The following is a 25,069-nucleotide window of genomic DNA, read 5'->3' as shown; positions in this document are numbered from 1 at the left end:
GATGCCGCGATCTGAGTTGGCGTCGGCACCGGTTCCGAAACATTGGCCATCGACGCACGCTGCGCCCCCCGCTCTTGGCAACTGACCGCCGCGTCGGCCAACTGCTCGCGCAAGTGGCGCAGCCGTACCTGCCGATCTATGGCGCGAATCACGTTGGCTTCGAGGTCGGGGCGGAGTCCCTGCGCGGTGCTTGGTCGATCACGGCCACCAGCAGACTGCACGGCGAATGGGCGAGCAGTGAGGCCCCGGTGGATCCGCGCCACCAGCGCGCGAGGGTGCTCTGCTCGCGATGGCCGACGACGATGAGGTCCGCGACCCATTCGCGTGCCACGCGGCCGATCTCGAGGGCCGGGTTGCCTTGGCATAGGCTGGTCTGTACGGACACACCGTCGCGGCGCAACTCGGCCGCCCCTTCCTTGAGCACCCGCTCCGTGTCCTCGAACTGGACGGCGGGCAAGCCAGATGGCGCCACCGACTCTGCCAGGACGATCCCAGCGTCGGGAGCCACAACCGCAACCAGCATGACCTGAGCGCCGTACAGGCGGGCGAGCTCGGCTCCCTGATGAAGGGCCTCGTGTCCCGATTGTGATCCGTCGAACGCCAGAAGGATTCTGCGATACATGGTGTCAGTCTCCGAACCTTGAGAATACTTAGCTATGCAACTATCATGGTCGAAATCTTATCGACCTGCTCGACGCATGGCAACAAGGCGCAAGAGACGCGAAACGTTCGGCATCTGCCTGGGGCGGCTGTCCAGACTGTGGCGCGCCGAGATCGACCGGCGTCTGTCGACGCATGGCATCACTGACGCCCAGGGCCTCACGCTGCTGCACCTGTCGCGGCTCGAGGAGCCGGCGACTCAGAAGATGCTGGCCGCTGCGGTCGGCGTTCAGGAGCCGACCATGGCGCGAATGCTCGATCGACTCGAAGTGGACGGTCTGGTCAGGCGCGAAGTGAGCCAGAGCGACCGGCGAGCCAGATCCATCCGCCTCACGCCTGAGGCGGCCCCTGGTTTGGCACGCATCCGGAAGGTGGCCGAGTCGCTGAGGGACGAATTGTTCGACGGCATCGACGATGCGGAGCTCGATGTTTGCCTGGTCGTGTTCGAGCAACTCGTCGCCAGGTTGTCGAATGCGGCGCCCACGGCGACGGATTCCGCCAAGACCTCCGAGGAGACGGGTGAATGAGCAATGGGTCGACCGCTGACGATCCTGAAGCCGGTCGCGGGGGCAGTGCGCCCGTCGTCCAATCGGCTGAACCGTCCGACCGCGGCGCGCCGGCGCGACCCGGACCTTCGCGCCGTGCGGTCGCCGCAGGCGCCGTGCTGCTGGCCGCACTTCTTGGTGCTGCGTGGTGGCTTCATCACCAGTTCACCCATGTCCTGGTCGACGACGCCCGGGTGGCCACCGACATGGTCGCGATCAGCAGTCGCGTGCCGGGCTGGGCGGTCGACGTCCGCGTGATCTCCGGAGACGTTGCGCACCGCGGCGACCTGCTGGTGTCGATCGATGATCGTGACACGCGCCTGCTGCTCAAGGAATTGGATGCGCGTCTGGCCAGTGTGGCGCGGCGTCGTGACGAACTCCTGGCGCGGATCCGCATGATCGACCTGCAGACCGCCGGCAAGATCCGGGCGCAGGACGCCGCTGTGGACGCTGCGCAGGCCGGATTCGCCGCGGCGCGCACGCGCGAGGGCCTTGCACAGGTCGAGGCCGGTCGTTTCGAGAAGCTGGCGCCCATCGGGGCGGTCGGCCGCGACCAGTTGGATCAGGCGCGCGCGGCGCTGGAAACGGCCAGCCAGCAGGTGAGAAGCGCGATGGCCAACCTGCAAGGCTCCCGTGCAGGCGTGGCACAGGCACAGGCCGATCGTGAGCAGTTGACCGTGCTGCGCCACCAGATGGCCGGGCTCGAGCCCGAGGAGGCTGATCTGCGAGCCCAGCGCGAGCGCGCCGTGCTGGACCTGAAGGACCGTGCCGTTGCGATGCCGTTCGACGGCGTGATCGACCGAACCTTCGTCAACGCGGGCGAATACGTGTCGGCCGGCCAGCGACTTCTGCTGGTGCACGATCCTCAGGCGGTGAGGGTGGAAGCCAATGTCAAGGAAACCGACATCCGTCACTTTCGGCCGGGCAAGAAGGTCAGGATCGTCGTCGATGCACTTCCAGGGCAGGCATTCGAGGGCACGGTCATCAAGGTGGGACAGGCGGCGACCAGCGAGTTCGCCCTGCTGCCCAATCCCAACCCCAGCGGCAACTTCACCAAGATCACTCAGCGACTGCCGGTTCGCATCGCGGTGCGCCAGCAGGATGGACTGCTCAAGCCGGGGATGATGGTGGAGGTCGAGGCCACCGCCGGTGATTGACATGGCCATGCCGTCGAATCGGCAGTCACAGTGGGCCGGCGTGCCCGACAGCGGCTGAGATGGCCACATCCGACAGCATCGAGACCCTGTTCGCCCGCTATGGACCCGGCTACCGCTGGCTGGCCACGGCCACGGTGATGCTGGGCACGATCGCCAGCGTGCTCAGCTCCACCATCGTCAATGTCGCGCTGCCCGACATCATGGGCACTTTTGGCATGGGCCAGGACAAGGCGCAGCTGCTGTCGACCGCTTTTCTGGCGGCGATGACAGGGACCATGCTGCTGAACGCCTGGATGGTCGAGGTGATCGGGCAGCGCGCGACCTTCGTGGCGGCCGTGTCGCTGTTCGTGGGCGCGTCCATCCTCGGCGGGCTGGCGCCGGGCGAGGGCGTCCTCATCCTCGCACGGCTCCTGCAGGGGGCGGCCGCAGGAATACTGCAGCCGCTCACGATGCTCGTCATCTTCCAGGTCTTCCCGGCCGATCGCCGTGGCTCCGCGATGGGCATCTATGGCATCGGCGTCGTTCTGGCGCCCGCGCTCGGGCCCACGCTCGGCGGCATCATGGTGGACAACTTCAGCTGGCGCTACGTGTTCTTCCTGGCCGTGCCGTTCTGTGCCATCGGTCTCGTCGCCGCAACACTGTTTCTGCCGGGACGGGTGGCGGGGACCGGCAGGCGTCGGTTCGACTGGCTCGGCTTCGTTCTGATGTCGATCTTCCTCGTGAGCCTGCTCAACGGTCTGTCCAACGGCCAGCGGCATGGATGGCTGTCGCACCGCATCCTGGTCGATTTCGTGGTGGCCGCGGCGACGGGCGTGGGCTTTCTGGTCTGGGAGTTGCGCACGCCGACGCCCATGCTGAATCTGAAGTTGTTCAAGCTGCGGACCTTCGCAGGCGCGGCCGTGGTGGCGTTCATCTTCGGTGCGGGCATCTATGGCTCGACCTACCTCGTACCGCTGTTCGTCCAGACCATCCAGGGCTACACGCCGACACGTTCCGGCCTGCTGCTGATGCCTGCAGGTCTCGTGCTTGGCGTCGTGTTTCCTCTTGCCGGCCGCCTCACAGACCGCACGCCCGCCCATCTGCCGATCATGGCCGGCCTGCTGGTGTTTGCGCTGTCCTCGCTGCTCATGGCCGGCGCCGACACGAACACCTCGTTCCTGGCGTTCGCCTGGTGGATCGTCCTCGGCCGCATTGGCCTGGGCTTCATCATGACGAGCCTGAACGCCGGAGCGCTGGGCGCGCTGCCGCCTCAACTGCTCGGCCAGGGCTCGGGCGCGATCAACTTTGTCCGGCAACTGGGTGGCGCGCTCGGTGTGAACCTGCTGTCGGTCGTGCTCGAGCAACGCTCTCAGCTCTACGCCCAGGCCTTCACGGCGTCGCAGGATGCGGCCAACGGTTCCACCGCTGCATTCCTGCGAGGCCTGGCAAGCCTGTACGCAAAGGCAGGGCTGCCGGAGACGATCGCACGAGCGGGGTCGCTGGAGTTCCTTGGCCGCACCATCGCAGCCCAGGCCAGCATGATGGCGTTCCGCGACAGTTTCCTCGTGGTGGCAGTGATATTCGTCCTGGCGCTGCTGCCTGCCGGGCTGATGAGGCTGCGCCATGGCGTCAACCGCTCATGACCAGTCGGCCTGGCGGCATGCCTGTGGTGGCGCTGCGGCGCGCGCTCGGGGCTATTCTGTAAGGGTGGTCCACAGTGAAGATTCCATGGCAGACGCTTTCCCCCCCGACGAGCAGGCAAGGCTCGATCGCCTGCGCGAATTGCTGATTCTCGACAGCGAGCCGGAAGCCCTGTTCGACACCATTGCGCGTCAGGCGGCGGAACTGTGCGGGACGCCCATCGCGCTGATGTCGCTTGTCGACGCGGAGCGCCAGTGGTTCAAGGCCAATGTCGGGTTGCCTGGCGTCAATGAGACACCGCGTGACGTCGCCTTCTGCGCGCATGCGATCCTGGAGGCCGACCTCTTCGAGGTGCCGGACGCCAGACAGGATTCGCGGTTCTTGGGCAATCCGCTCGTGACGGGAACGCCGGGGATTCGCTTCTACGCCGGGATGCCGCTGACGATGTCGGACGGCAGTCGTGTCGGGACGCTGTGTGTCATCGACCGCGTTCCCAGAGTGTTGGGGCCCCTGCAGGTCGAGCGACTCATGGGCTTGGCGCGCATTGCCGCTGACGCGCTCGCGATGCGTCGCGATCTGATCTTGCGCGCGCTGGCCATTCGCAGCGAAGACGAGCGGCTGATCGCACAGAGCCGAGCGCTCTATCGAGACCTGGTCGAACAGCAGAGCGAGTTGGTGTCGTTGGCCCGCCCGGATGGGGAACTGTTGTACGTGAACCAGGCCTATGCCCAGTTGTTCGGGCGAGAGCCGCGACAATTGATCGGGGCGAACCTGTTCGACCTCGTGCAGGCACAGGACCGCGAGGCGGTGCGAGGCCAGTTCCAGGAACTGCTGTCGGGAATGGACCGTTGTTCCGCGGAGAACCGGAACCTCGGTGCCGCCGGTCGGACCCGATGGATCGCCTGGACGAATTCCCGCCAGCGTGACGCCGATGGCTCGGTGCTGATTCACTCGGTGGGCCGAGACATCAGCGAGCAGCGCCTGGCGGAGTCGGCGCTGCGGACCAGCACGGCGCTGCTGGAGCGCACCGGCCGGGTTGCCGGGGTTGGTGGATGGGAGATGGATCTGGAGACCGGCGCCATCAACTGGTCGTCGCAGACGCGCAGGATCCACGAGGTCGACGCGAACTACACCCCGTCGCTCGAGACGGCCATTTCGTTCTACGCGCCTGCCGCCAGGCCCGTCATCGAGGCTGCCGTGGGGGATGCGATTGACTCCGGCGGCGGCTGGGATCTGGAGCTTCCGTTCGTGACCGCCAGCGGGCGGTCGATCTGGGTGCGGGCCGTTGGCGAAGTCGAGAGGGAGGAGGGCAGGCCGCGGCGGCTGATCGGCGCCTTCCAGGACATCACCGAACGGCGTGAAATGGCCATGCGACTGGCCGAGGCGGCCGAGCAGGTTCACGATCTGTACGACAACGCGCCGTGCGGCTACTACTCTGTCGACGCGCAGGGCAGGTTCATCCGCATCAACGACCTCGCGCTGGCGTGGCTGGGTTGCAGCCGGGAGGAAGTGCTTCACCGGCTGGGGCCGGCCGACTTCTTCTCGGAGGCCGGCCGCAACCTGTTCCGGCTGATGTTTCCGGTCTTCAAGGTCGATGGGCAGATCGGTCCGGTGGAGTTCGAACTCCGCTCCAGGGACGGATCGTCGCGATGGGTCAGCGTCTCGGCGACGGCGGTCCGCGACGCCAGCGGGGCGTTCGTCATGAGTCGCTCGGTGATGCACGACGTCACGCAGGTGCACGAGGCACGGATCGCCCTGAGCCGTCTGGCCAAGGAGCAGAACGCCATGTTGGACAACGAAGTGGTCGGAATTGTCAGGATCCGGGACAGGAAGCTGGTCTGGAAGAACTCCGCGGCAGAGCGGATGTTCGGCTATGACCCGGACGAACTGTTGCATCAGGCCGCCCAGGTGCTGTGCGCGGATCGCCGCTCGTTCGAGGAGGAAGCCCAGGCGGCCGATGCGGCACTGTCTGCCAAAGGCCGCCATCGCACGCAGTTGCAGATGCGGCGAAAGGGTGGCGAATTGCTGTGGATCGACGCGAGCGGTGTGCTGCTCTCCCCGGCAACCGGGGAGTCGATGTGGGTGCTGGTCGACATCAGCCAGATGAAGGACTACCAGGCGCAGGTGGAGCATCTCGCCTTCCACGACGCGCTCACCCAATTGCCCAACCGCCTGCTGCTGGCCGACCGGTTGCAGCACGCGTTGGCCGCGAACGCCCGGCTGCACAGCCGACTCGCCGTGTGCTGCCTGGACCTGGACGGTTTCAAGGCGGTTAATGACAGGCATGGGCATTCGGCCGGCGACCGACTGCTCGTTGAAGTTGCTCGGCGACTCCAGGGTTGCGTGCGCCAGGGCGATACCGTTGCCAGGCTGGGTGGCGACGAGTTCGTGGTGTTGCTGACCCCGGTTGCGCCAGGCGATGGCCTGCTGGCGATCCTGCGGCGGATCACCAGTGCCCTGTGTCAGCCGATCGAACTGCCCGGCGGAGAGTCCGCGCAGGTGTCCGTGAGCGTGGGAGTGGCGATCGCGCCGGACGATGCGCGCCAGCCCGGCGCGCTGCTGGACAAGGCGGACGAGGCGTTGTATGCCGCCAAGCGTGCCGGCAAGAACCGCGTGTCGTTTGCCGGTCTGGAATCATGACTTGCTGCGATGGGTTGGCCGACGACGGTCGCCGGGGCCGGTATCGACGCGCCATCAGCTCGATGCCCTGCGACGGGCGCGCCGTACGAGGGCGGCGCGCCTTGTTTGGCTCGTCGAGAGGCTTGTGCAGTGTGCTTCAGGGCCTCCGAAGGTGTCGCCGTCACGCTGCGAGATTGGGGCAGTGCTGCACGAGAGCAAGGGCCGGGAGGGAGATTGAGCGACGTTGGAAGGCCAAGCCGTTTGCGCTGCTGAAGGCACGCGCTGTCATCCGCGGCGAGTCGATGCTGGCGACGGTCAGCAGCAACGCATTGCCTGTGGTGTGTGACCGGCTGGAGCGCTTGCTCCAAGTGCGGCAACTGCCGCTCGTGCAGGTTCACGACCTGGACGAACTGATGGCTGCGCCCGGTGGCGGAACGGGCAGGGCCTGCCGCATCTACGAAGTGTGCGACCTGGAGACCGCGGCGCGTCTTCTCGCTGTCGACCCCGGCATGGCTCACGTCCTGCCCTGTCGCATCAGTCTGCACGACCGCGGCGGCGTGACGACCGTCTCCACGCCGCGCCCGACGGCGCTGATGCCGCTTCTCTCGCACTCGGCCGAGGTCTCTCTGCTGGCACGCACGATCGAGGCCGCGCTGTGCCGCTTGCTGCGTGGACTCCGATGAGCCGCAGCAGGCCCGGACGGGATCTGGTCGACCCGGGGACGACCACACTGCTCGACCGACTGCTCGATGCGTCGATGGCGCCCTTGCCAGCAGTCGTGCACACGCAGACGATGTCGATGGCCCGCTGCCGAGGCAGCATCGAAGGGGTGGAGCTGACACTCAGGCTGGAATTCCTCGCCCATCGCGTGTCGGTGCTGCAGCGGTACAGATTTTCGGATCGTGGCCCTGCCGGCACGCCCCGGGCTCGTCGCGCCATCGTCTTCGATATCTGGGCTGCCGATGTCGTGGCGCAGCTGTTGGAGGCGGGTTCGGGGCTTGGCAAGCACCTCCCGGCCCGGATCGGACTGATCGAGCGAGACGACGGGGTCGTGCTGGTCATGCGCCGCCCGTGCTCTATCGAGCCGCAGGCGGCGTCGAACGGTCTGCAACGAACGTCTTGGTCGCGGCGTCTGCGGTCGTGCTTCGACCAGACAGTGCGGCTGTCGGCCTCGGCCCTGGAAGGCGGGCGATTCTGAGGGCTGCTCCTGCGGTCGACCGATCGGGCGACCCGTAGACGCGACACGGCGGCGGGGACTGGCGTGATCCGACGGGGCCTCCGACGCCGTCGCCACGTCAGGACGATCGACTGTCGGTGTCGTTGCGCGATGTCAAGCCGACTTGCCATGGCGGGCTCAGCATCTGCGCCATGGATCGGCTGCGACTTGCCAGGGAGAAGTCATGCAGGAGACTGCCTCACGAACCGGCTCGGGAACTGCACGGATGCGTCAGGTCGAGGCCGAGCACGGCGTACACGCCAAGCGCGGGTCCAGCCACCTGACCCAACGGACGCTGGCGTTCGTCCTGGCGGGGGGACGCGGTGCGAGACTCAAGCAGCTGACCGACCGGCGTGCAAAGCCTGCCGTGCCCTTCGCAGGGAAGTTCAAGATCATCGACTTTGCGTTGAGCAACTGCGTCAATTCGGGTGTCCGGCACATCGCTGTTCTCACGCAATACAAGGCGCAGAGCCTGATTCGCCATATCGAGCGCGGGTGGGGCTTTCTCGCGGCCAACCTGGGCGAGTACGTGGACGTGGTCCCGGCGCAGCAGCGCACGGGCGAGAGTTGGTACGCCGGTACCGCGGACGCCGTGTTTCAGAACCTGGAACTGCTGCGAGAAACGCGGGCCGAGTACGTCCTGGTCCTCGCCGGGGACCATGTCTACAAGATGGACTACTCGATCATGCTGGCCGAGCATGTCAGCAGCGGCGCCGACGCGACGGTCGGGTGCATCGACGTTGCGCTGGCCGATGGAGTGAACTTCGGCGTCATGGCGGTCGAGGAGTCCGGCCGCGTGCAAGCTTTCGAGGAGAAACCCCGGCAGCCCCGGCCGTGTCCCGACGATCCGCACCGTTGTCTGGCCAGCATGGGCATCTATGTCTTCTCCGCGGCGCTGCTGTGCGAGGAGTTGCAGCGCGATGCAGCAGTCGCCGAGTCCAGTCACGACTTCGGCAAGGACATCCTGCCACGGCTGGTGCAGCGCCGCCGGGTGCTTGCCCACCGATATGCCGACAGTTGCGTGAACATGGCCGGCACACGCCCGTACTGGCGCGACGTCGGGACTCTCGACGCGTTCTGGGAGGCCAACCTGGACCTCACGCACGTGGTGCCGGAACTCAACCTGTACGACGACCAGTGGCCCATCCTCAGCCTTCCTGCCCAGCTGCCGCCTGCCAAGTTCGTATTCGACGAAGACGCTCGACGGGGTCTGGCGGTCGACTCGCTGGTCTCCAGCGGATGCATCGTCAGCGGTGCGACCGTGCGCCGCTCGGTGCTGTTCTCCAAGGTCCACGTGGGTGAACACAGCCTGGTCGAAGACTCGGTCGTTCTGCCCGGCGCGACGGTCGGGCGCGGCGTTGTCCTGCGGCGCGCCATCGTCGACAAGCGCTGCGTGCTGCCCGACGGCTTCAAGGCAGGGGTCTTTCCGCTGGAAGACCGCTCGCGCTTCCATCTCACCGAGCGCGGGATCGTGCTCATCACGCCGGACATGCTCGGCGAGCGTTGAGGTAGGCATCCTGGTGACGTCCGCGTCGGCGTTCATCGGTGCGAGGCACTCCGTGCAGTTTGACGCGCCAGGCATCCACCCGCATGGCCGCGATGTGCGAGGATTGCCAACCGGATGCCCCGAACGTCGCACGGGGGCGAGGTTGGTTTGATGCTTGATTCCGGTGAGGTGGTCGCGGAGAACATCGGCCACAGGCTTGCAGTCGTGGTCCTGTCGGACCGGACTTACAGCGTGCTGCAGTGGCTCGATCCACCCGGCCTGCGGGTCGGCGAGCGGCTCCACGGCGAACTGGATCGGGGAGGGTGGGTCCGACTGACCAACCGCTCCACGGGTCTCAGCGTTCGCGCCTATCGGCACCTGTACGGCTGCTCCCGGTCTGACGCCTACGCTTTCAGCCACATCGAACGGCCCCTGGACTGACGGCGCAGCGGCCGGTAGACATTGCCACGGGGCGCTGGCGTACGGCGCGGGGTGGTCATGGGCCAAGAACTTCCGACGGCCGCAGCGCAAGGAAGATCGCGATGGCCAGGACGGAAAGTCCGGCCGCTGCCGCGAACGCCCATGCTGGCGCGATGCTCCACAGCGCGCCGGCGATCAGCGAGGCCGGCAGGTAAGCGACGCCCGTCACGAAGTTGTAGGCGCCGATCGCCGTCGCCCGTCGTTCAGGTTCGAGGTCGGCGATGAACGCCTTGCTCTGCGACTCCTCGATGGCGTAGAAGAGGCCATACAGCGCGAAGATCGCCACCATCTCCGGGCGGCTGCCTGCCGCGATGAGCCACAGGTTGATGCAAGCGTAGAGCGCATAGCCGAGCAGCACGACATGACTTCGTCCGATCCTGTCGCCGAGCCGCCCCATCGTCGGAGCGATCAGGACGCAGGTGGCATTGAAGAAAGCGTATAGCAGAACCACCTGCGCGATGGAGAAACCCATCGTGTGCGCTTTCAGCAGAATGAAGCCGAGGCTGAAGTAGGCCAGCGCGAAAACACCCGCTGGCACCAGGAAGCGCTTGAACGCGGGCGTCAACTGACGCCAGCCGTGTCGTGCACTCTCGGCTTCGTGCCGTGCGCCGGGGCGATCCGGGATGGTCGCCAGCAGGACCACGCTGACCACAGCCGGGACGAAGGCGACCGCAAACAGGAGCGCGTACGTGGCCGGTGACTCGCCAAGACCGCTCAGCAGCGCATAGGCAATCAACGGGCCGACGACGGCGCCCGACTTGTCGAGCGCCTTGTGCACGCCGAACGCATATCCCCTCGAACCCTCGGGCGCCATGGATGACAACCAGGCATCCCGTGGCGGCCCCCGAAAACCCTTGCCCAGGCGCTCGACGACTCGGAACGCTGCCAGTGCGGCGACGGAAGTGGCGACCAGCAAGACCGACTTGGCCAGCGTCGAGAACACATAGCCCGCCACGGCGAACCACTTGCGTCTGCCGCTTCGATCCGACAGCCAACCCGCCAGGTAGTTGAGCGACGAGGCGGACAGGTCCGCGAGGCCTTCGATGAGGCCCAGCAGTGCGCTGGATGCGCCCGCCACCGTGGTGAAGAAGACGGAGAACACCGCGAAGATCATCTCGGAGCTGATGTCGGTGAGAAAGCTCACGGCGCCCAGGCGCACGATGTCCGGATGAAGGCGAGGTCGCGCAAGGCCATCCGCCCGCTCAACTGCGTCTTCGCTGCGTCGTTCCTTGTTCATCGTGTGCACAACATGCCGCGGGCCTCGAGGAAGGGGCACGGATCCAGGCTGGAACTGGAACCCGCCGGTGGCCAGCGCCGCCGATCCGTGCCGTCATCATCGAGCGTCGCCATCGGGCGCGATTGCCCGTCGTCAAGTCCAGGGGCCGGACGTCCCACGACGGGGGTCACCGGCCGATCGTGCCGGCGGTTGTCCAGGCTGCAGCGACACTCACGGCGAGGGCCAGTGCGAATCGCCAGGCGTAGCTCCGGCCACCGGAGACGAATGCCACGCCGACGCGGCTGACCGAGTTGATGCTGACTGCCAGCAGTGCGCCGCGGACGAATTCTTCGTCCGCGAGCGTACCGGCCGCGTGCAGCGCCGCCAGGGACGCCACCGGTGCATGCGCATCGCCGATCGCTGCGAGTGCAACGCCCACCTTCAGCCCAAGGTCGCCCCAGAACCGCTGGGCGTAGCCGACGCCGATGGCGACGGCGCCGAGGAGAGCCGCCACGGCGAAGGCCTCGCCGAGTCGCAAGGCGCTTCGTCCGGCGAGCGCGATCGGCGCTGGGGCCTGGGTCCCGCGCAACGCCATCAGACCTGCGGCACCGGCGCCCACCGCCCCGGCCAGGGCCGCCGGAGCCAGCGCGGCCGCGGCCGAAGGCGCGAGCGCCACGCTCATGATCAAGGCCTGAAGCCAGGTCGCCACCGCCGACAGCACGGCGGCGCACGCCAGCAAAGTGACTTGCGCGGGTTCGGCCTTGGCGCGGCTGCCGAGGGAGGCGACCGTCGCCGTGCTCGACACGAAGCCGGAGACGAATCCGGTCACCAGCAGGCCCGCGCGCAGGCCGAGCGCGCGCAGCGCCACCTGCCCGACCGTCTGCAGGGCGAGGATCAATACCACCAGCGCGGCGAGCGGGCGCGGTGCGATGCCATTGAGCCAACCGATCGGTCCGGCCGGAATCAGCGGCAGAACGATCAGAACCAGTCCGGCCAGAAGCAGGCCGTCGTGCAGTTCCTGCTGGCTGAGCAACTCGGTGGCGAAGCGATGCAAGCGTTCCTTGGCCGCCAGCAACAACGCCAGGCCCGCGGCGCAGGCCGCTGCCAGCGCGGGCGAGACGATCGCCAGGACCCCGATCAGGAAGGTGGTGAACAGGGCGAGCTCGGTGGTCATGCCCGGATCGGCGGACCGGCTCTTGACGAACGCGACAAGCGACAGGCCGGCCACGAGGCAGGCCCCGACGACGACCAGGCCGGAGGAGGGCAGGGCCTGTGCGATCGCGCCGGACACGGAGGCAACCGTGAAACTGCGTAACCCGGCCGCTTCGCGGTCCGCGGCCTGACCCTTGTGGCGTTCGCGTTCGGTGCCGATCAGCAGTCCGGCGCCGACAGCGACGGCGAGCCCGACGGCGTGGGATTCATCGAGATGCATCGCTGCATGATCGCTCAGGTCGCCCTCGCTGGGCGCACGAGACGTTCGTGCCAGACTGGTGCCGGGGCAGGGACGGCGTTGCCCAAGGAGGAGGCACGATGAATTCCAGGATCGACGAGTTGATGGCGCGCATCCACGAACTCCAGTGCGAACTGGAGGCAGACCTCGCGGCCAAGCGAGAGCAGTTCCGCTATCGCTTCGACCACCACCGCATACGCTTCGAGGATGAGGTGCTGGAACTGCACCGCCGCCTGCGCACCAGCAGTCTGCACTACCTGCTGCGGGCCCGGCTGTGGCATCTGCTGTCCGCGCCGGTGATCTACGGCGTGGCGCTGCCGCTGCTGCTGGCCGATCTGGGCTTCAGCATCTACCAGGCGATCTGCTTTCCGATCTACCGGATACCGAAGGTGCGCCGCGCCGACCACTTCGTGTACGACCGTGCGCTGCTGCCGTACTTGAACCGCATCGAGCAGTTCAACTGCCTGTACTGCTCCTATGTGAACGGCTTGATGGCCTATGGCCGCGAGATCGTCGCACGCACCGAACAGTATTGGTGCCCGATCAAGCACGCGCGCCGGCTGCGGGCCTCCCACGATCGCTACGAGCAGTTCTTCGACTACGGTGATGCGCAGCGCTACGCCCGGGAACTCGAGGCCATGCGCGAGCGCCTCGCAGATGCGGACCACACCTAGAGGTCGACGTGGCTGAGCGCGGCGGGCGCTTCCGTCGCCCAGCCGAGTTCATCGGCGATGCGGTCGGCAAAGCCGCAGGCGGTCGCCGCCTCGCCGTGCACCACGAAGGTCCGCTGCGGCGCGCGACGCAGGCCACGCAGCCAGCCGAGCAGCGCATCGCGGTCGGCGTGCGCGGACAGCCCGCCGATCGTGTGCACGCTGGCACGCACGACGTGCTCCTCGCCGAACAGCCGAACCCGCTTCTCGCCGTCGACCAACCGCCGGCCCAGCGTGCCCTCGGCCTGAAAGCCGATGATCACGATGGCGCACTCCGGGCGGCCGAGGTTGTGCCGCAGGTGGTGCTTGATGCGCCCCGCGTCGCACATGCCGCTGGCGGAGACGATGATGCCGCCCGCCTTGAGCCGGTTGAGTGCCATCGACTCGTCCACGCTCTTGGTGAAGCGGATGCTCAGGCCCTCCGGAGGCTGCCGGCGCAATGACAGCATCTCTCGCGTCTCGTCGTCGAGGAACTCGGGATGCCGCGCGGTGATGGCGGTGACCCTGTCTGCCATGGGCGAGTCGACGAACACCTGCATCGGAGGCAGCCGATGCTCGCTGCGGAGGCGGGCGAGCAGGTAGAGCAGCTCCTGCGTGCGACCGAGGGCGAAGGCCGGGATGACGATGTTGCCTTGGCGGCGACGCAAGGTGTCCTCGATCACCGCCACCAGTTCGTCCACGGTTTCCTGCATCGGACGGTGCACGCGGTCGCCGTAGGTCGACTCCACGAACAGCAGGTCGGCGTCTTCGATGGGCGTCGGGTCTCGAACGATCGGTCGCCCCGGCTGTCCCAGGTCGCCGGAGAAGACGAGCTTGCGTGTTCGCCCGCCTTCCTCGAGCCACAGCTCGATGATGGCCGAGCCGAGGATGTGACCGGCATCGCGGAACCGGCAGCGCACCGCCGGATGCGGGGTGACGTCTTCGTCATAGGCGAGGCCGCGTACCTGCTCGAGGCAGGCCTCGGCCTGCGCGACGGTGTAGAGCAGTTCGACGTTTCGTCCGGCATGGCGTCGGCCGTGGCCGCGCTCGCGCTGGGCGCGATTCCAGTCCGTTTCCTGGATGAAGGCGCTGTCCACCAGCATGACCGACAGGAGGTCGGCCGTGGCGAGTGTCGTGTAAATCGGTCCCGTGAATCCGAGCGCACACAGCCGCGGCAGCAGCCCGCTGTGATCGATGTGGGCGTGGGTCAGCAGCACGAAATCGAGGTCCTTCGGCTCGAAGGGCCAGCGCGCGAAATTGCGCTCCCGTGCTTCGCGGCCGCCCTGACGCATGCCGCAATCCACCAGGAACTTCAGCCCGGGCAACTCGACCAGGCAGCACGAGCCGGTGACTTCCTGCGCCGCTCCCAGAAAGCTGATCTTCATCAAGATCTCCTCGTCCGAAGAGCCTGATCGTCCCATACCCCGTCGATGCTTCCGCGACCATGCGCCATGCCTTCCCTGAGTGACCAGCCCGGCCTGTCCGGGCTCGCCGAGGACGAAGCACGTCAACGCCTGGCACGGCAGGGCCCCAATGAGATCGACGACCGGGAACGCCAGGGCTGGCTGGACACCTTGCGCGGGATCGCGTCGGAGCCGATGTTTCTCCTGCTGCTCATGGCCGCCGGGATCTACCTGCTGATCGGGGATCTGGGCGAAGGGCTGCTGCTGGCCTTCTTTGCCGTGCTGACTGTCGGGCTGGTCGTCCTGCAGGAGCGCCGCTGCGCGCACGCGCTGGATGCGCTGCGGGAACTGGCGACGCCCCAGGTGAACGTGCTGCGCGACGGGAGGGTGCGGCGCATCGCCGCGCGCGACCTGGTGACCGGTGACCTGTTCGCGCTCGGTGAAGGCGAGCGGGTGGCGGCCGACGGCGTGGTTCGCGAAGCGGTCGGCATATCGGTCGACGAGTCCTTGTTGACGGGCGAATCGGTGCCGGTGCGCAAGCGTGCCGTCAGCGGCCCGATCGGCGTCGACGGGCCGCCACCGGGTGGCGATGATTTCCCTGCGGTCTATGCGGGCACGCTGGTCGTCGCGGGGCACGGCTGGGCGGAAGTGACAGCGACGGGTCGTCGGACCCAGGTCGGCCGCATCGGCGCATCGCTGTCGGGCATCGACGCTGCGCCGACGCCACTGCAGCGGCATCTGCGGCGCCTCGTGCGGGCCTTCGGGTTGGCCGCGCTGGGGGCGAGCGCGCTGTTGGTGACCTGGTATGGCTGGCAGCGTGGTGATTGGATGCAGGGCTTGCTGTCGGCCATCGCGCTGGGCATGGCGATGCTGCCCGAGGAGTTTCCGATGGCACTTGCGGTCTTTCTCGCGCTCGGTGCGTGGCGCTTGGCCCGAATCCGGGTGCTGGCGCGCCGGCCCGCTGCGATCGAGGCACTGGGATCGGCCACCATCTTGTGCGTGGACAAGACCGGGACGTTGACCGAGAACCGCATGCAAGTACGCCGGCTGGTCACGGCGGACGCGGACGTCCCGGTTCAGACCGGTTCGCCCGTGCCGGAGCCGGTGCGTCGTCTGCTCGAGGTCTCGATGCTGGCTTCGCGCCGCGGCGGCGCCGACCCGATGGACCGGGCGTTGTTCGCGCAAGGTGAGGCTAGGCCGGGCGATGCCGGCCCCCTGCGCCCGGATTGGCGGCTCGAGCGCGAGTACCCGTTGACGCCGCAGTTGCCGGCCACGACGCAGGTGTGGAACGACGGTGAAGGGAGACGGTGCGTCGCCGCAAAGGGTGCGCCAGAGGCGGTGTTCGCCTTGTGCCAACTGCCGCCGGATTCACGGTCGGCGTGGCTGGAACGTGTTCGGGACTTGGCGCAGCAGGGACTGAGGGTGCTCGCGGTCGCCGAAGGGCTTGCGCCGGACAGTGTGTTGCCGGACCGGCAGAACGACATCGACTTCGAACTGCGGGGCCTGGTCGGCTTCGAGGATCCGCTGCGCGCAAGCGTTCCAGCGTCGGTCGAGCAAGCGCGGGCCGCCGGCATCGCGGTGGCCATGGTTACCGGCGACCATGCCCAGACCGCACTCGCGGTTGCGGCGCAGGCCGGTATCGACACCCGCGCCGGCGTGCTCAGCGGCGATGAGCTTGCAAGGCTGGACGACGCGGCGCTGACGCGCGCGGTCCGGCAGGTCAGGGTCTTCGCGCGCGTGCTGCCCGAGCAGAAGCTGCGCCTCGTCGAGGCGCTGAAGCGCGGCGGCGAGACGGTTGCGATGACCGGCGATGGCGTCAACGACGCCCCTGCGCTGAAGGCGGCTCACATCGGCATCGCCATGGGCGGGCGGGGCACCGACGTTGCCCGCGAGGCCGCCAGCGTGGTGTTGCTCGACGACGATTTCGGGAGCATCGTCGCGGCCGTGCGGATGGGCCGTCGGATCTTCGACAACCTGCGCAAGGTCATGATCTACATCACGGCGATCCATGTGCCCATCGCCGGGCTGTCCTTGCTGCCCGTCTTGTTCGGGCTCCCGGCGTTGATGCTGCCGGCGCATGTTGTCCTGACCGAGATGGTGATCGACCCGGTCTGCTCGCTGGCCTTCGAAGGGGCGCCGGAAGATCCCCGGGTGATGCAGCGGCCGCCGCGGCAGGGAGACGAGGGCATCGTCGGGCGGCCGATGCTGTGGCAGGGATTGCTGCAGGGGCTTTTCCTGCTGGCCGCGACCCTCGTCCTCTACGTTGGCGCCCTGAACCTCGGCCGTGGCGCCGACATCGCGCGGACGCTGGCCGTGGTCGGCCTGACGGCGGGCAACCTGCTCCTCGTGGCCGTCAACCTGACCGCCGGTCTGGGTTGGCGCTGCCTCTTCGCGCCGACGGCTCGCGCCTTCTGGTGGGTAGCTGCCGTTGCCTTCGCCGCGCTGGGTCTGGCGGTCACGGTGCCCGGTGCGCAGCGACTGCTGCAGTTTGCGCAATCTGCCACGGCCGATCTCCTGCTTGCGCTGGGCTGGGTGGCAGGCGCCGTCGCGCTCGGCGCTTTCTCAGGTGCTGCGACACAATGGAGACGCACTGCGCAGCTGGCCTGATGTGTCTCTGCCCCGGGAATCGAAACGCTATGCCTGGCCTATGAACTTGACCGCTCCCCGACGTCGCCTCGCGCTGGCACTGCTGCTGGGCGTGCTGCTGATTGCAGCTGCCCTGGCATGGCGCTGGTCGGACGGTGACGAATTGCCCGATTGGATCGTCGCGGGCAATGGCCGGCTGGAAGCCACGGCGATCGACGTGTCCACCAAGGCCGGGGGACGCATCCTCGACGTCAAGGTGCGCGAAGGCGACTTCGTGCGTGCCGGCGACGAGATCGGCCGCATGGACACGCAGTCGTTGCAGGCGCAATTGCGCTCGGCCGAAGCACAGTTGCGCCAGGCCGAGGCGGCCCGGGTCGCGCTGGCGTCGGTCGTGCGTCAACGCGAACAGGCGGTGCGCACGGTCGAGGCCTTGGCGGCACAGCGCGCGGCCGAGACGGCGCTTGCGGAACGCGAATTGAAGCGCACGTCCGAACTGGTGGCCCAGAACTTCATCTCGCCGCAGCAGCTCGATGCCGCCGACTCGCGCGTTCGTGCCAGCCGCGCGGCGCTGGAGGCCGCTCGTTCGCAACGGCTGGAGGCGGAGGCGGCCGTGGTGGCCACGCGCTCGCAACTCGGCGAGGCACAGGCCGGCATTGAGTCGGCCCGGGCCGCGGTCGAGCGGGTGCAGGTGGAAATCGCCGACGCCCTGCTGCGCGCGCCCCGCAACGGGCGGGTGCAGACCGTGCTGGCCCATGCCGGCGAGGTGCTTGCCCCGGGGGGACGCGTCGTCACGCTGGTGGATCTGGGCGACGTGACGATGAGCTTCTTCCTGCCCGAGCGGGCCGCAGGGCGAGTGGCCATCGGAGGCGAGGCCCGGCTGGTGCTCGACGCTGCACCGGACGTGGTGATTCCGGCCGCGGTGGACTTCGTGGCGAGCGTGGCGCAGTTCACGCCCAAGACCGTGGAGACCGAGTCGGAGCGTCAGAAGATGGTCTTCAAGGTGCGGGCCCGGGTGTCGTCCGAGCTGCTGGAGCGCTACCGCGAGCAGGTCAAGACAGGGCTCCCGGGGGTCGCCTACGTGCGTCTGGGCGAGCAGCCCTGGCCCGCGCGGTTGGCAGTGCGTGTGCCCTCGCCGGCAGCTTCTTCGGCGTCTGCAGCGCGACCATGACCCCGGACGAAGCCGCCATCCGGCTGGCCGGAGTCGGGCACCGGTACGGATCCTCGCAGGCTTTGCAGGACATCGACCTGCGCGTGTCCGCCGGCAGCGTGACCGGCTTCATCGGCCCCGACGGGGTCGGCAAGTCGACGCTGTTGTCGCTGGTCGCAGGGGCGCGACGGCTTCAGCAGGGTGAGTTGGTCGTGCTGGGCGGCGACATGCGCCACGCGTCGCATCGCCGCCGTGTCGGGCCGCGCATCGCCTACAACCCCCAGGGACTGGGCCGCAACCTCTACCCGACGCTGTCGGTCCAGGAGAACGTCGATTACTTCGGGCGGCTCTTCGGGCACGGCAGCCGAGCTCGCGCCGAACGCATCGAATCCCTGCTCGACAGCACCGGACTGCTGCCGTTCGCGGGGCGGCCGGCGGGCAAGCTGTCCGGCGGCATGATGCAGAAGCTGGGGCTGTGCTGCGCGCTCATCCACGACCCCGATCTGCTCATCCTGGACGAGCCGACGACCGGCGTGGACCCGCTCTCGCGTCGCCAGTTCTGGGAACTGGTCGAGGACATCCGGGCCCGCCGGCCCGGCATGACCGTGCTGGTGGCCACGGCCTACATGGAGGAGGCCGGTCGTTTCGACCAGCTGGTGGCCATGGACGCAGGGCGCGTGCTGGCTGCCGGCACGCCTGCCCAGCTGCTCGCCCGCACCGGCAGTGCATCGCTCGAGGCTGCGTTCATCGAACTGCTGCCGCCCGAGCGGCGTGCCCGACATCGTTTGCCCGTGCTGCCTGCGCGGGGTGCGAGCGACGGCGACATCGCGATCGAGGCGATCGACCTGACCCGCCGCTTCGGCGACTTCACGGCCGTCGATCGCGTGAACTTCCGCATCGGGCGCGGCGAGATCTTCGGTTTCCTGGGCTCCAACGGCTGCGGCAAGACCACCACGATGAAGATGCTGACGGGCCTGCTGCCCGCCAGCGGCGGAGACGTGCGTCTGTTCGGCCAGCCGCTGGATGCCACCGACCTTGCCGTGCGCCGGCGAGTGGGCTACATGTCGCAGGGATTCTCCCTGTACCGTGACCTGACGGTGCGCCAGAACCTCGAGTTGCAGGCACGGCTGTTCAGCATGGACAGCGCCTCGCTCGCGCCGAGGGTCGACGAACTGTTGCAGCGTTTCGGGCTGGTCGCCGCGGCGAAGGCACTGCCGATGACGCTGCCACTCGGCCTTCGGCAGCGCCTGCAACTGGCCGCGGCGCTCGTGCATGGGCCGGAGTTGCTGATCCTGGACGAACCGACCTCGGGGGTGGACCCGATCGCGCGGGATGAGTTCTGGTCGCTGCTCATCGAGCTGTCGCGCCGCGATGGGGTGACGATCTTCCTGTCCACGCACTTCATGAACGAGGCCGAGCGCTGCGACCGCGTCTCGCTGATGCATGCCGGCAGGGTGCTGGCCTGTGCCAGCCCTGCAGAACTGGCGAGCGGCAGCGAAGCCGGGACGCTGGAGGACAGCTTCGTGCAGCGGCTCCAGGCGGAACAGCAGAGCCTGGAGGGTCGCAGCCGGACGATGGCACCGGCGTCAGCTGGTGAATCGCACGGTCCTGGGCGACCGCTACCCGACGAAGGCCGCGCACCGGCGCTCGACGTCGACGACGGACGCCATGCCGTCGCGCGGGCTCTGGCGCGCACCCAGCGGGCATTCAGCCTCCACCGCCTGCTGAGCTGCGCGCGCAGGGAAACGCTGGAACTGCTGCGCGATCCGATCCGGCTGGCCATGTCGCTGGCCGGAACGGCACTGCTGATGCTCATCATGGGCTACGGCATCAGCATGGACGTCCAGGACCTTCGATTCGCCGCGATCGACCGCGATGACAGCAATGCCAGCCGCGCCTATGTCCAGGAACTGGCCGGCTCGCCCTACTTCCTCGAGCAGCCACCGCTGTCCGGTCATGCGGAACTCGACGCCCGGATGCGCAGCGGGGAACTCGCGCTGGCCCTCGAGATCCCGCCCGGGTTCGCGGCCGATCTGGGCCGCGGACGCCCCACCACGGTGGGCGTCTGGATCGACGGGGCCATGCCCATGCGGGCGGAGATCATCGCCGGCTACGTGCAGGCCCTGCACAACGGATTCCTGTCGCAGCGGATGGCGGAAGCGGGCATCGACGCGCGACCGCCGGCTCAGCTGGAGGTGCGCTACCGGTACAACCCCGGCGTGGTCAGCATCGTCTCGATGGTGCCCGCCGTGATACCCATCCTGCTGATCTTCATCCCCTCGATGCTGCCGGCGCTGGCGGTGGTACGGGAGAAGGAACTGGGCTCGATCACGAACCTGTATGTCACGCCGGTCACGAAGCTGGAGTTCATGCTCGGCAAGCAGCTTCCCTATGTCGTTGCGGGCATGGTCAACTTCGGCGTGCTGACGGCCATGGCGGTCACCGTCTTCGGCGTGCCGTTCACGGGCAGCCTGCTCACGCTCGCGTTGGCGGCCTTCTTGTACGTGTTCGCCGCCACCGCCATCGGGCTGCTCATGTCGTCGTTCACGCGCAGCCAGCTCGCCGCCCTGTTCGGGACGGCGCTGGCCACCATGCTGCCGGCGATCCAGTTCTCGGGCATCCTCAACCCGGTGTCGACGCTGGAGGGTCTGTCGGCAGTGATCGCGCACCTGTATCCGACCGCGGCATTCGTCACCATCAGTCGCGGCACGTTTTCCAAGGCGCTCGGCTTCGAGGAACTCGGCGGGCTCTTCTGGCCGCTGGTGCTGGCCGGCCCGGTGCTGCTGGCGGCCAGCGTGCTGCTGTTGCGCAAGCAGGAGCGCTGATGGGCGGCTTGGCGACGTCGTTGCGCTCGGTGGCGCACCTGGCCGTCAAGGAACTGCGCAGCCTCTGGCGAGACCGACTGCTTCTCGTCTTCGTCGTCTGGGCCTTCAGCGGATCCATCTACGTCGCGGCAACGGTCGTGCCGGACCGTCTGGTGCGCGTGCCCATCGCGATCGTGGACGAGGACCGCACCGAACTGTCGCAGCGTCTCGCGGGCGTCTTCTACCCACCGGACTTCCTGCCCGCGCGACAGATCTCACTGCAGGAGATGGACGCCGGCCTGGACACGGGGCTGTACAGCTTCGTGCTCGACATCCCGCCGGGCTTTCAGCGCGACCTGCTGGCGGGCCGCCGTCCGGCCCTGCAGCTCAACGTCGATGCAACGCAGATGCGCCAATCCTTCATCGGCGCCGGCCAGGTCCAGGCCATGCTGTTGCAGGAGATCCAGGAGTTCGTGGCAGGCGAACGCGCATCGAGCGAAGCGCCCGTTGAGCTGGCCGTGCGCATGCGGTTCAACCCCAGTTCGGACAGTGCGCGCTTCACGGCCGTGATGGAACTGATCAACATGGTCACGATGCTGTCCATCATCCTGGCCGGTGCCGCGCTCATCCGCGAACGCGAGCAGGGGACGCTGGAGCACCTTTTGACGCTGCCGCTGCGGCCGGTGGAGATCATGCTCGCCAAGGTGTTGGCCACCGGAGGGGTGGTCTTTCTGGCCTGCGCGCTGTCGCTGCGTGTCATGGTGGGCGGCGTGCTGGGCCTGCCGATCGCAGGCTCGGCGGCACTGTTCCTGGCGGGGGTCGCGCTGCACCTGTTCGCGACCACCTCGATGGGCATCTTCCTGGGCACCGTGGCCCGCTCGATGCCGCAGCTGGCCTTGCTGATCATCCTGGTGCTGTTGCCGCTCCAGATGCTGTCCGGCGGTGCCACGCCGCGGGAGAGCATGCCGGAGGTGCTGCGCGATCTGATGCTGCTCGCGCCAACGACACACTTCGTGAGCCTCGCCCAGGCGGTTCTCTACCGGGGGGCAGGACTCTCGGTGGTGTGGCCGACGTTGCTGGCCCTGTTGGCCATTGGCGCGGTCTTCTTCGCCGGAACCTTGCGCCGGGTTCGGCGCTCGCTGGCTGCGGGCTGAGGAGCGGGAATGCCTGCAGAGGCATCTGGGCGGATTCGACCTCGATCAGGAGAGCAGCCACCACAGGATCGGCCCGCCAAACAGCAGCCACTTCAGCAGGTAGTAGCCGAATCGGCTCCGCGCCTTGATCCGTTTGCCGAGCAGCCGCACCCGCTGGACGTGCGCAAATGCCCTGTTGAAGCCGCCTGTTCGATCGGTCGCCGCATTGGGCGCAGCGGCGGAACGGATCAGCGTCTGGCTGATGAATCGATTGAAGGTGTTCGCAAGCCCGTTGGTCAGCGGGCGCTCGACATCACAGAACAGGATGATCCTCATCTGCGGGGTGCGATTCTCGGCATGGTGCAGGTAGGTCTCGTCGAAGACCACGCCTTGGCCGTCTATCCAACTGTATTTCTCCCCGTCCACGCACAGGAAGCAGTCGTCCGAGTTTGGGGTCGAGAGGCCGAGGTGGTACCGCAGGGAACCGGCGAACGGGTCGCGGTGGGTGACCAGACGCGCGCCAGGAGGCAACGCCGCGAACATGGCCGCCTTGACGCTGGGAATCTGCTGCAGAAGCGAGGTCGTCAATGGGCACAGTGCCCGCGCCGACGGATGCGCCTCGTCATACCACTTCAGGTGGAAGCGGGTCCAGCCCGTCTTGAAGAAGCTGTTGAAGCCGGCGTCGTCGTACTTGTCGGAGGCCTTGATCTGTCCGGCTGAGGCAAGCCGGTAGGCTTCGTCCCGGATGCTCTCCCAATGGCTTTCCAGCAGACGCAGTTGCGGGAAGGCCGCGGCGTCGAGGAAGGGCCTGTTGGGCACACCGGAGAAGAGGTACATGACGCAGTTGATGGGCGCCATGAACGTCGAGTGGTCGGTGAGTTGGCGCCAGAAGCGCAGGCGCACACTGCCGCGGCGGTGTACGTGGGTTGTGCAGAAGGCGAAGATGCCGAGAACCGCCAACTTGAAGTAAGGAATATCAAGCATGGCTCAATTCCCCGATCCAGGTTCAAGAGGCGTCGAAGCGCGCGGCATGTCGCGGGCGCCGGTCGCATCGCGCAGAACAGTGGTCATGCCTTGCTCGGAACGCTGGTTCCGGAACACCGCGACTACGCCCGTGGCGGGCGGGCCGGCGGCGATACGGCCATTCCGGCCAGCATGTGCCGAACCGCCGGCTCGCCCACCTTGCAGAGGTTGAAGCGGCGGCCATCGAGCATCCAGTGCACGACCAGCCCATCGACCAGGGCCAGCAGGGCTCTCGCTGCATGGGTGGGCTGGGCGTCCGCCGGCAGCGCTCCTGCACGTTGTGCCTCGCGCAGCAGCGCCTCGAATCGCTTGCGGGCCCGTGCCAGCACCGCCAGGCGGCGCTCCCGAACCGAACCCAGTTCATCCACGTACGAAAGCTTCTGGCTCGAGATCGATACGGCGCGCTGCAGCCGTTCATCGCGACTCGTTGCGCGCAGCATGTCGGCGGCGATGGCCTCCACCTCCTGCAACGGCGGCATCTGGGCTCCGGCCTTGTCGTCGAGCCAACGCTGCTCGAAGGGCAGGATCGCGCGATCCATCAGCGCGTTGAACAGATCGGCCTTGTCGCGAAAGTGCCAGTAGACCGCGCCGCGCGTCACCCCTGCCACCTCCGCGATCTCCTGAAGTGACGCTTCGCTCACACCGCGAGCGTCGAAAACGATCTCCGCTGCATCGATGAGCGCCTGGCGGGTCTGGAGGGCTTCTTCCTTGGTGCGGCGGGCCATGTGCGGACCAATCTCCTGCAAGAAGAGCAGGTTTCAGCCGATAATATACATTCGTGCCTGTATCTCTGGCGCCGCCTTGCTCATGGCGGTGCCCGCCGGGCGGCCTGGTGGGCGACCAGCAGTGTCGTGCAACAACGCCGCTCAAACGTTCACTGCAATCACGATGGCCAGCCAGCGATCGCAAGAGATTCGAGGTGTGTGCCGGCTGCTGTCGATCGGCGTTCTGGCCATGACCGCAGGGCCTTGTGTGGCCCAGGGCGATTTGAGTTCGTGCCGGCGCGAGGCCGACGACGCGAGAAGACTGGCCTGCTACGACGCGGCCCTGGGCACCGAATTCGACCGATCCGGGATCGACCCGGCCGTGCCGACCGCGGCACTTGGCCTGCGCAGCGCCGCTGTGGATGCCGAACGCCCGACCCGGCCGGCGGCCAGCCCGGCGCCGGGTCAGGACGAGATGCTGGCTGCCGTGGCCGGCGAGACCTGGGAACTGGGGCCTGAGGCCAAGCGTGGCACGTTCATCGTCCGCACCTATCAGCCCAACTTCGTTCTGCCGGCGCACTGGACCTCCAGCGTGAATCTTGCTCCGTCCACGCCAACGCGCGGGACGGCGCCGTCGGCACTTCGCTACAAGTCGGTAAATGCCAAGATCCAGATCTCGCTGCGGACCAAGGTGGTCGAAGGGCTGCTGCTGCCGCAGGCCGATCTGTGGTTCGCCTACACGCAGCGTTCGCTCTGGCAGTTTTGGGACACGCAGCAGTCGTCGCCGTTTCGCAGCACCGACTATCAGCCGGAGGCCATCTACGTCATACCGACGCCCCGGCCGCTGGCGCCTCTGTGGGCCGGCTGGCACTGGCGCATGACGCAACTCGGGCTCATGCACCAGTCCAACGGGCAGAGCGGCGCGCTGTCGCGCAGTTGGAACCGCGTGTACGCCGCGGCGAGCGTCGATCGCGGCGAACTGGGACTCGTATTGCGCGTGTTCCGTCGGTTGAATGATGGCTCCAACGACGACAACCCGGACATTGCCCGCTACGTTGGCGACGCCGAACTAGCGGCGGCCTGGCTGCCCGGACTGGCCACGGCGCAGGTGACCTGGCGCACTCGCCTGGC

At 67.6% G+C, this 25,069-nt stretch carries 20 protein-coding genes and 1 pseudogene; 15 read left to right on the top strand and 6 right to left on the bottom strand.

Annotation, left to right across the window (positions count from 1 at the left end):
• Positions 1-148 precede the first annotated feature (148 nt).
• The gene (locus tag AB7U92_RS00965; RefSeq protein WP_428573834.1) at positions 149-622 is read right to left on the bottom strand and encodes a universal stress protein; all 474 of its coding nucleotides are present in this window, start codon (positions 620-622) and stop codon (positions 149-151) included.
• 76 nt (positions 623-698) lie between these two features.
• On the opposite strand from AB7U92_RS00965, the gene AB7U92_RS00960 reads away from it, so the two are divergent.
• The 8 genes from AB7U92_RS00960 to AB7U92_RS00925 all read left to right on the top strand — a co-directional run bounded on the left by AB7U92_RS00960 (position 699) and on the right by AB7U92_RS00925 (position 9,744).
• Positions 699-1,187: a MarR family transcriptional regulator gene (locus AB7U92_RS00960; protein ID WP_428573832.1), complete on the top strand. Its 489-nt coding sequence runs from the start codon at positions 699-701 to the stop codon at positions 1,185-1,187.
• Positions 1,184-2,362, top strand: coding sequence for an HlyD family secretion protein (locus AB7U92_RS00955; RefSeq protein ID WP_428573830.1), 1,179 nt, complete (start codon positions 1,184-1,186; stop codon positions 2,360-2,362). The genes AB7U92_RS00960 and AB7U92_RS00955 overlap by 4 nt, the downstream gene beginning before the upstream one ends.
• Before the next feature lie 59 nt (positions 2,363-2,421).
• Positions 2,422-3,984, top strand: a complete 1,563-nt coding sequence (locus tag AB7U92_RS00950) for a DHA2 family efflux MFS transporter permease subunit (protein WP_428573828.1) — start codon at positions 2,422-2,424, stop codon at positions 3,982-3,984.
• Between the two features lie 85 nt (positions 3,985-4,069).
• On the top strand, positions 4,070-6,622 hold the full coding sequence (locus AB7U92_RS00945; RefSeq protein WP_428573826.1) for a PAS domain S-box protein: 2,553 nt from the start codon (positions 4,070-4,072) through the stop codon (positions 6,620-6,622).
• 281 nt (positions 6,623-6,903) lie between these two features.
• Positions 6,904-7,284 carry a DUF302 domain-containing protein gene (locus AB7U92_RS00940; RefSeq protein ID WP_428573824.1) on the top strand — a complete coding sequence of 127 codons (381 nt, stop codon included), beginning with the start codon at positions 6,904-6,906 and terminating at the stop codon, positions 7,282-7,284.
• Positions 7,281-7,799 (top strand): hypothetical protein, encoded by a 519-nt coding sequence (locus AB7U92_RS00935; protein ID WP_428573822.1) that lies wholly within the window; start codon positions 7,281-7,283, stop codon positions 7,797-7,799. Before AB7U92_RS00940 ends, AB7U92_RS00935 begins: the two co-directional genes overlap by 4 nt.
• 202 nt (positions 7,800-8,001) lie before the next feature.
• A complete protein-coding gene (glgC, locus tag AB7U92_RS00930; RefSeq protein ID WP_428573820.1) occupies positions 8,002-9,324 on the top strand; it encodes a glucose-1-phosphate adenylyltransferase in 1,323 nt (440 codons plus the stop codon).
• A 150-nt stretch (positions 9,325-9,474) separates the two neighbouring features.
• The gene (locus AB7U92_RS00925) at positions 9,475-9,744 is read left to right on the top strand and encodes a hypothetical protein (RefSeq protein ID WP_428573818.1); all 270 of its coding nucleotides are present in this window, start codon (positions 9,475-9,477) and stop codon (positions 9,742-9,744) included.
• Positions 9,745-9,799: 55 nt separating this feature from the next.
• Here AB7U92_RS00925 and AB7U92_RS00920 read toward each other — a convergent pair whose 3' ends face one another.
• Together AB7U92_RS00920 and AB7U92_RS00915 are read right to left on the bottom strand one after the other, a co-directional pair.
• Positions 9,800-11,020 (bottom strand): MFS transporter, encoded by a 1,221-nt coding sequence (locus tag AB7U92_RS00920; RefSeq protein WP_428573816.1) that lies wholly within the window; start codon positions 11,018-11,020, stop codon positions 9,800-9,802.
• A gap of 166 nt (positions 11,021-11,186) precedes the next feature.
• On the bottom strand, positions 11,187-12,431 hold the full coding sequence (locus AB7U92_RS00915; protein WP_428573814.1) for an MgtC/SapB family protein: 1,245 nt from the start codon (positions 12,429-12,431) through the stop codon (positions 11,187-11,189).
• A 98-nt stretch (positions 12,432-12,529) separates the two neighbouring features.
• Between AB7U92_RS00915 and AB7U92_RS00910 the strand changes: the two genes are divergently transcribed.
• Complete coding sequence (locus tag AB7U92_RS00910; protein WP_428573812.1) at positions 12,530-13,123, top strand: hypothetical protein; 594 nt, start codon at positions 12,530-12,532, stop codon at positions 13,121-13,123.
• On the opposite strand, the gene AB7U92_RS00905 is transcribed toward AB7U92_RS00910, so the two are convergent.
• Positions 13,120-14,523: an MBL fold metallo-hydrolase RNA specificity domain-containing protein gene (locus AB7U92_RS00905; protein ID WP_428573810.1), complete on the bottom strand. Its 1,404-nt coding sequence runs from the start codon at positions 14,521-14,523 to the stop codon at positions 13,120-13,122. The two genes, AB7U92_RS00910 and AB7U92_RS00905, sit on opposite strands and share 4 nt — an antisense overlap.
• Positions 14,524-14,568: 45 nt before the next feature.
• Here AB7U92_RS00905 and AB7U92_RS00900 point away from each other — a divergent pair.
• The 5 genes and pseudogenes from AB7U92_RS00900 to AB7U92_RS00880 all read left to right on the top strand — a co-directional run.
• Positions 14,569-14,709, top strand: a pseudogene (locus AB7U92_RS00900) (cation-transporting P-type ATPase); the annotation flags it as partial.
• A gap of 27 nt (positions 14,710-14,736) precedes the next feature.
• The gene (locus AB7U92_RS00895) at positions 14,737-17,148 is read left to right on the top strand and encodes a cation-translocating P-type ATPase (protein ID WP_428573858.1); all 2,412 of its coding nucleotides are present in this window, start codon (positions 14,737-14,739) and stop codon (positions 17,146-17,148) included.
• Positions 17,060-18,295, top strand: a complete 1,236-nt coding sequence (locus tag AB7U92_RS00890; RefSeq protein WP_428573808.1) for an HlyD family secretion protein — start codon at positions 17,060-17,062, stop codon at positions 18,293-18,295. The genes AB7U92_RS00895 and AB7U92_RS00890 overlap by 89 nt, the downstream gene beginning before the upstream one ends.
• Positions 18,292-21,099: an ABC transporter ATP-binding protein/permease gene (gene rbbA, locus AB7U92_RS00885; protein WP_428573806.1), complete on the top strand. Its 2,808-nt coding sequence runs from the start codon at positions 18,292-18,294 to the stop codon at positions 21,097-21,099. The genes AB7U92_RS00890 and rbbA overlap by 4 nt, the downstream gene beginning before the upstream one ends.
• Positions 21,099-22,232 carry an ABC transporter permease gene (locus AB7U92_RS00880; protein ID WP_428573804.1) on the top strand — a complete coding sequence of 378 codons (1,134 nt, stop codon included), beginning with the start codon at positions 21,099-21,101 and terminating at the stop codon, positions 22,230-22,232. The genes rbbA and AB7U92_RS00880 overlap by 1 nt, the downstream gene beginning before the upstream one ends.
• 45 nt (positions 22,233-22,277) lie before the next feature.
• On the opposite strand, the gene AB7U92_RS00875 is transcribed toward AB7U92_RS00880, so the two are convergent.
• Entirely contained in the window at positions 22,278-23,195 is a 918-nt protein-coding gene (locus tag AB7U92_RS00875; RefSeq protein WP_428573801.1) for an aspartyl/asparaginyl beta-hydroxylase domain-containing protein, read from the bottom strand.
• A 122-nt stretch (positions 23,196-23,317) separates the two neighbouring features.
• Positions 23,318-23,959: a TetR family transcriptional regulator gene (locus AB7U92_RS00870; RefSeq protein ID WP_128003500.1), complete on the bottom strand. Its 642-nt coding sequence runs from the start codon at positions 23,957-23,959 to the stop codon at positions 23,318-23,320.
• 163 nt (positions 23,960-24,122) lie between these two features.
• Between AB7U92_RS00870 and AB7U92_RS00865 the strand changes: the two genes are divergently transcribed.
• A partial coding sequence (locus AB7U92_RS00865) for a phospholipase A (protein ID WP_428573798.1) occupies positions 24,123-25,069 on the top strand: 947 nt, incomplete at its 3' end.

The organism is Piscinibacter sp. (assembly GCF_050175855.1).
In the GTDB taxonomy this organism is placed as follows: Bacteria; Pseudomonadota; Gammaproteobacteria; order Burkholderiales; family Burkholderiaceae_C; genus Piscinibacter.
This window is presented reverse-complemented; position numbering and strand designations above follow the sequence as displayed.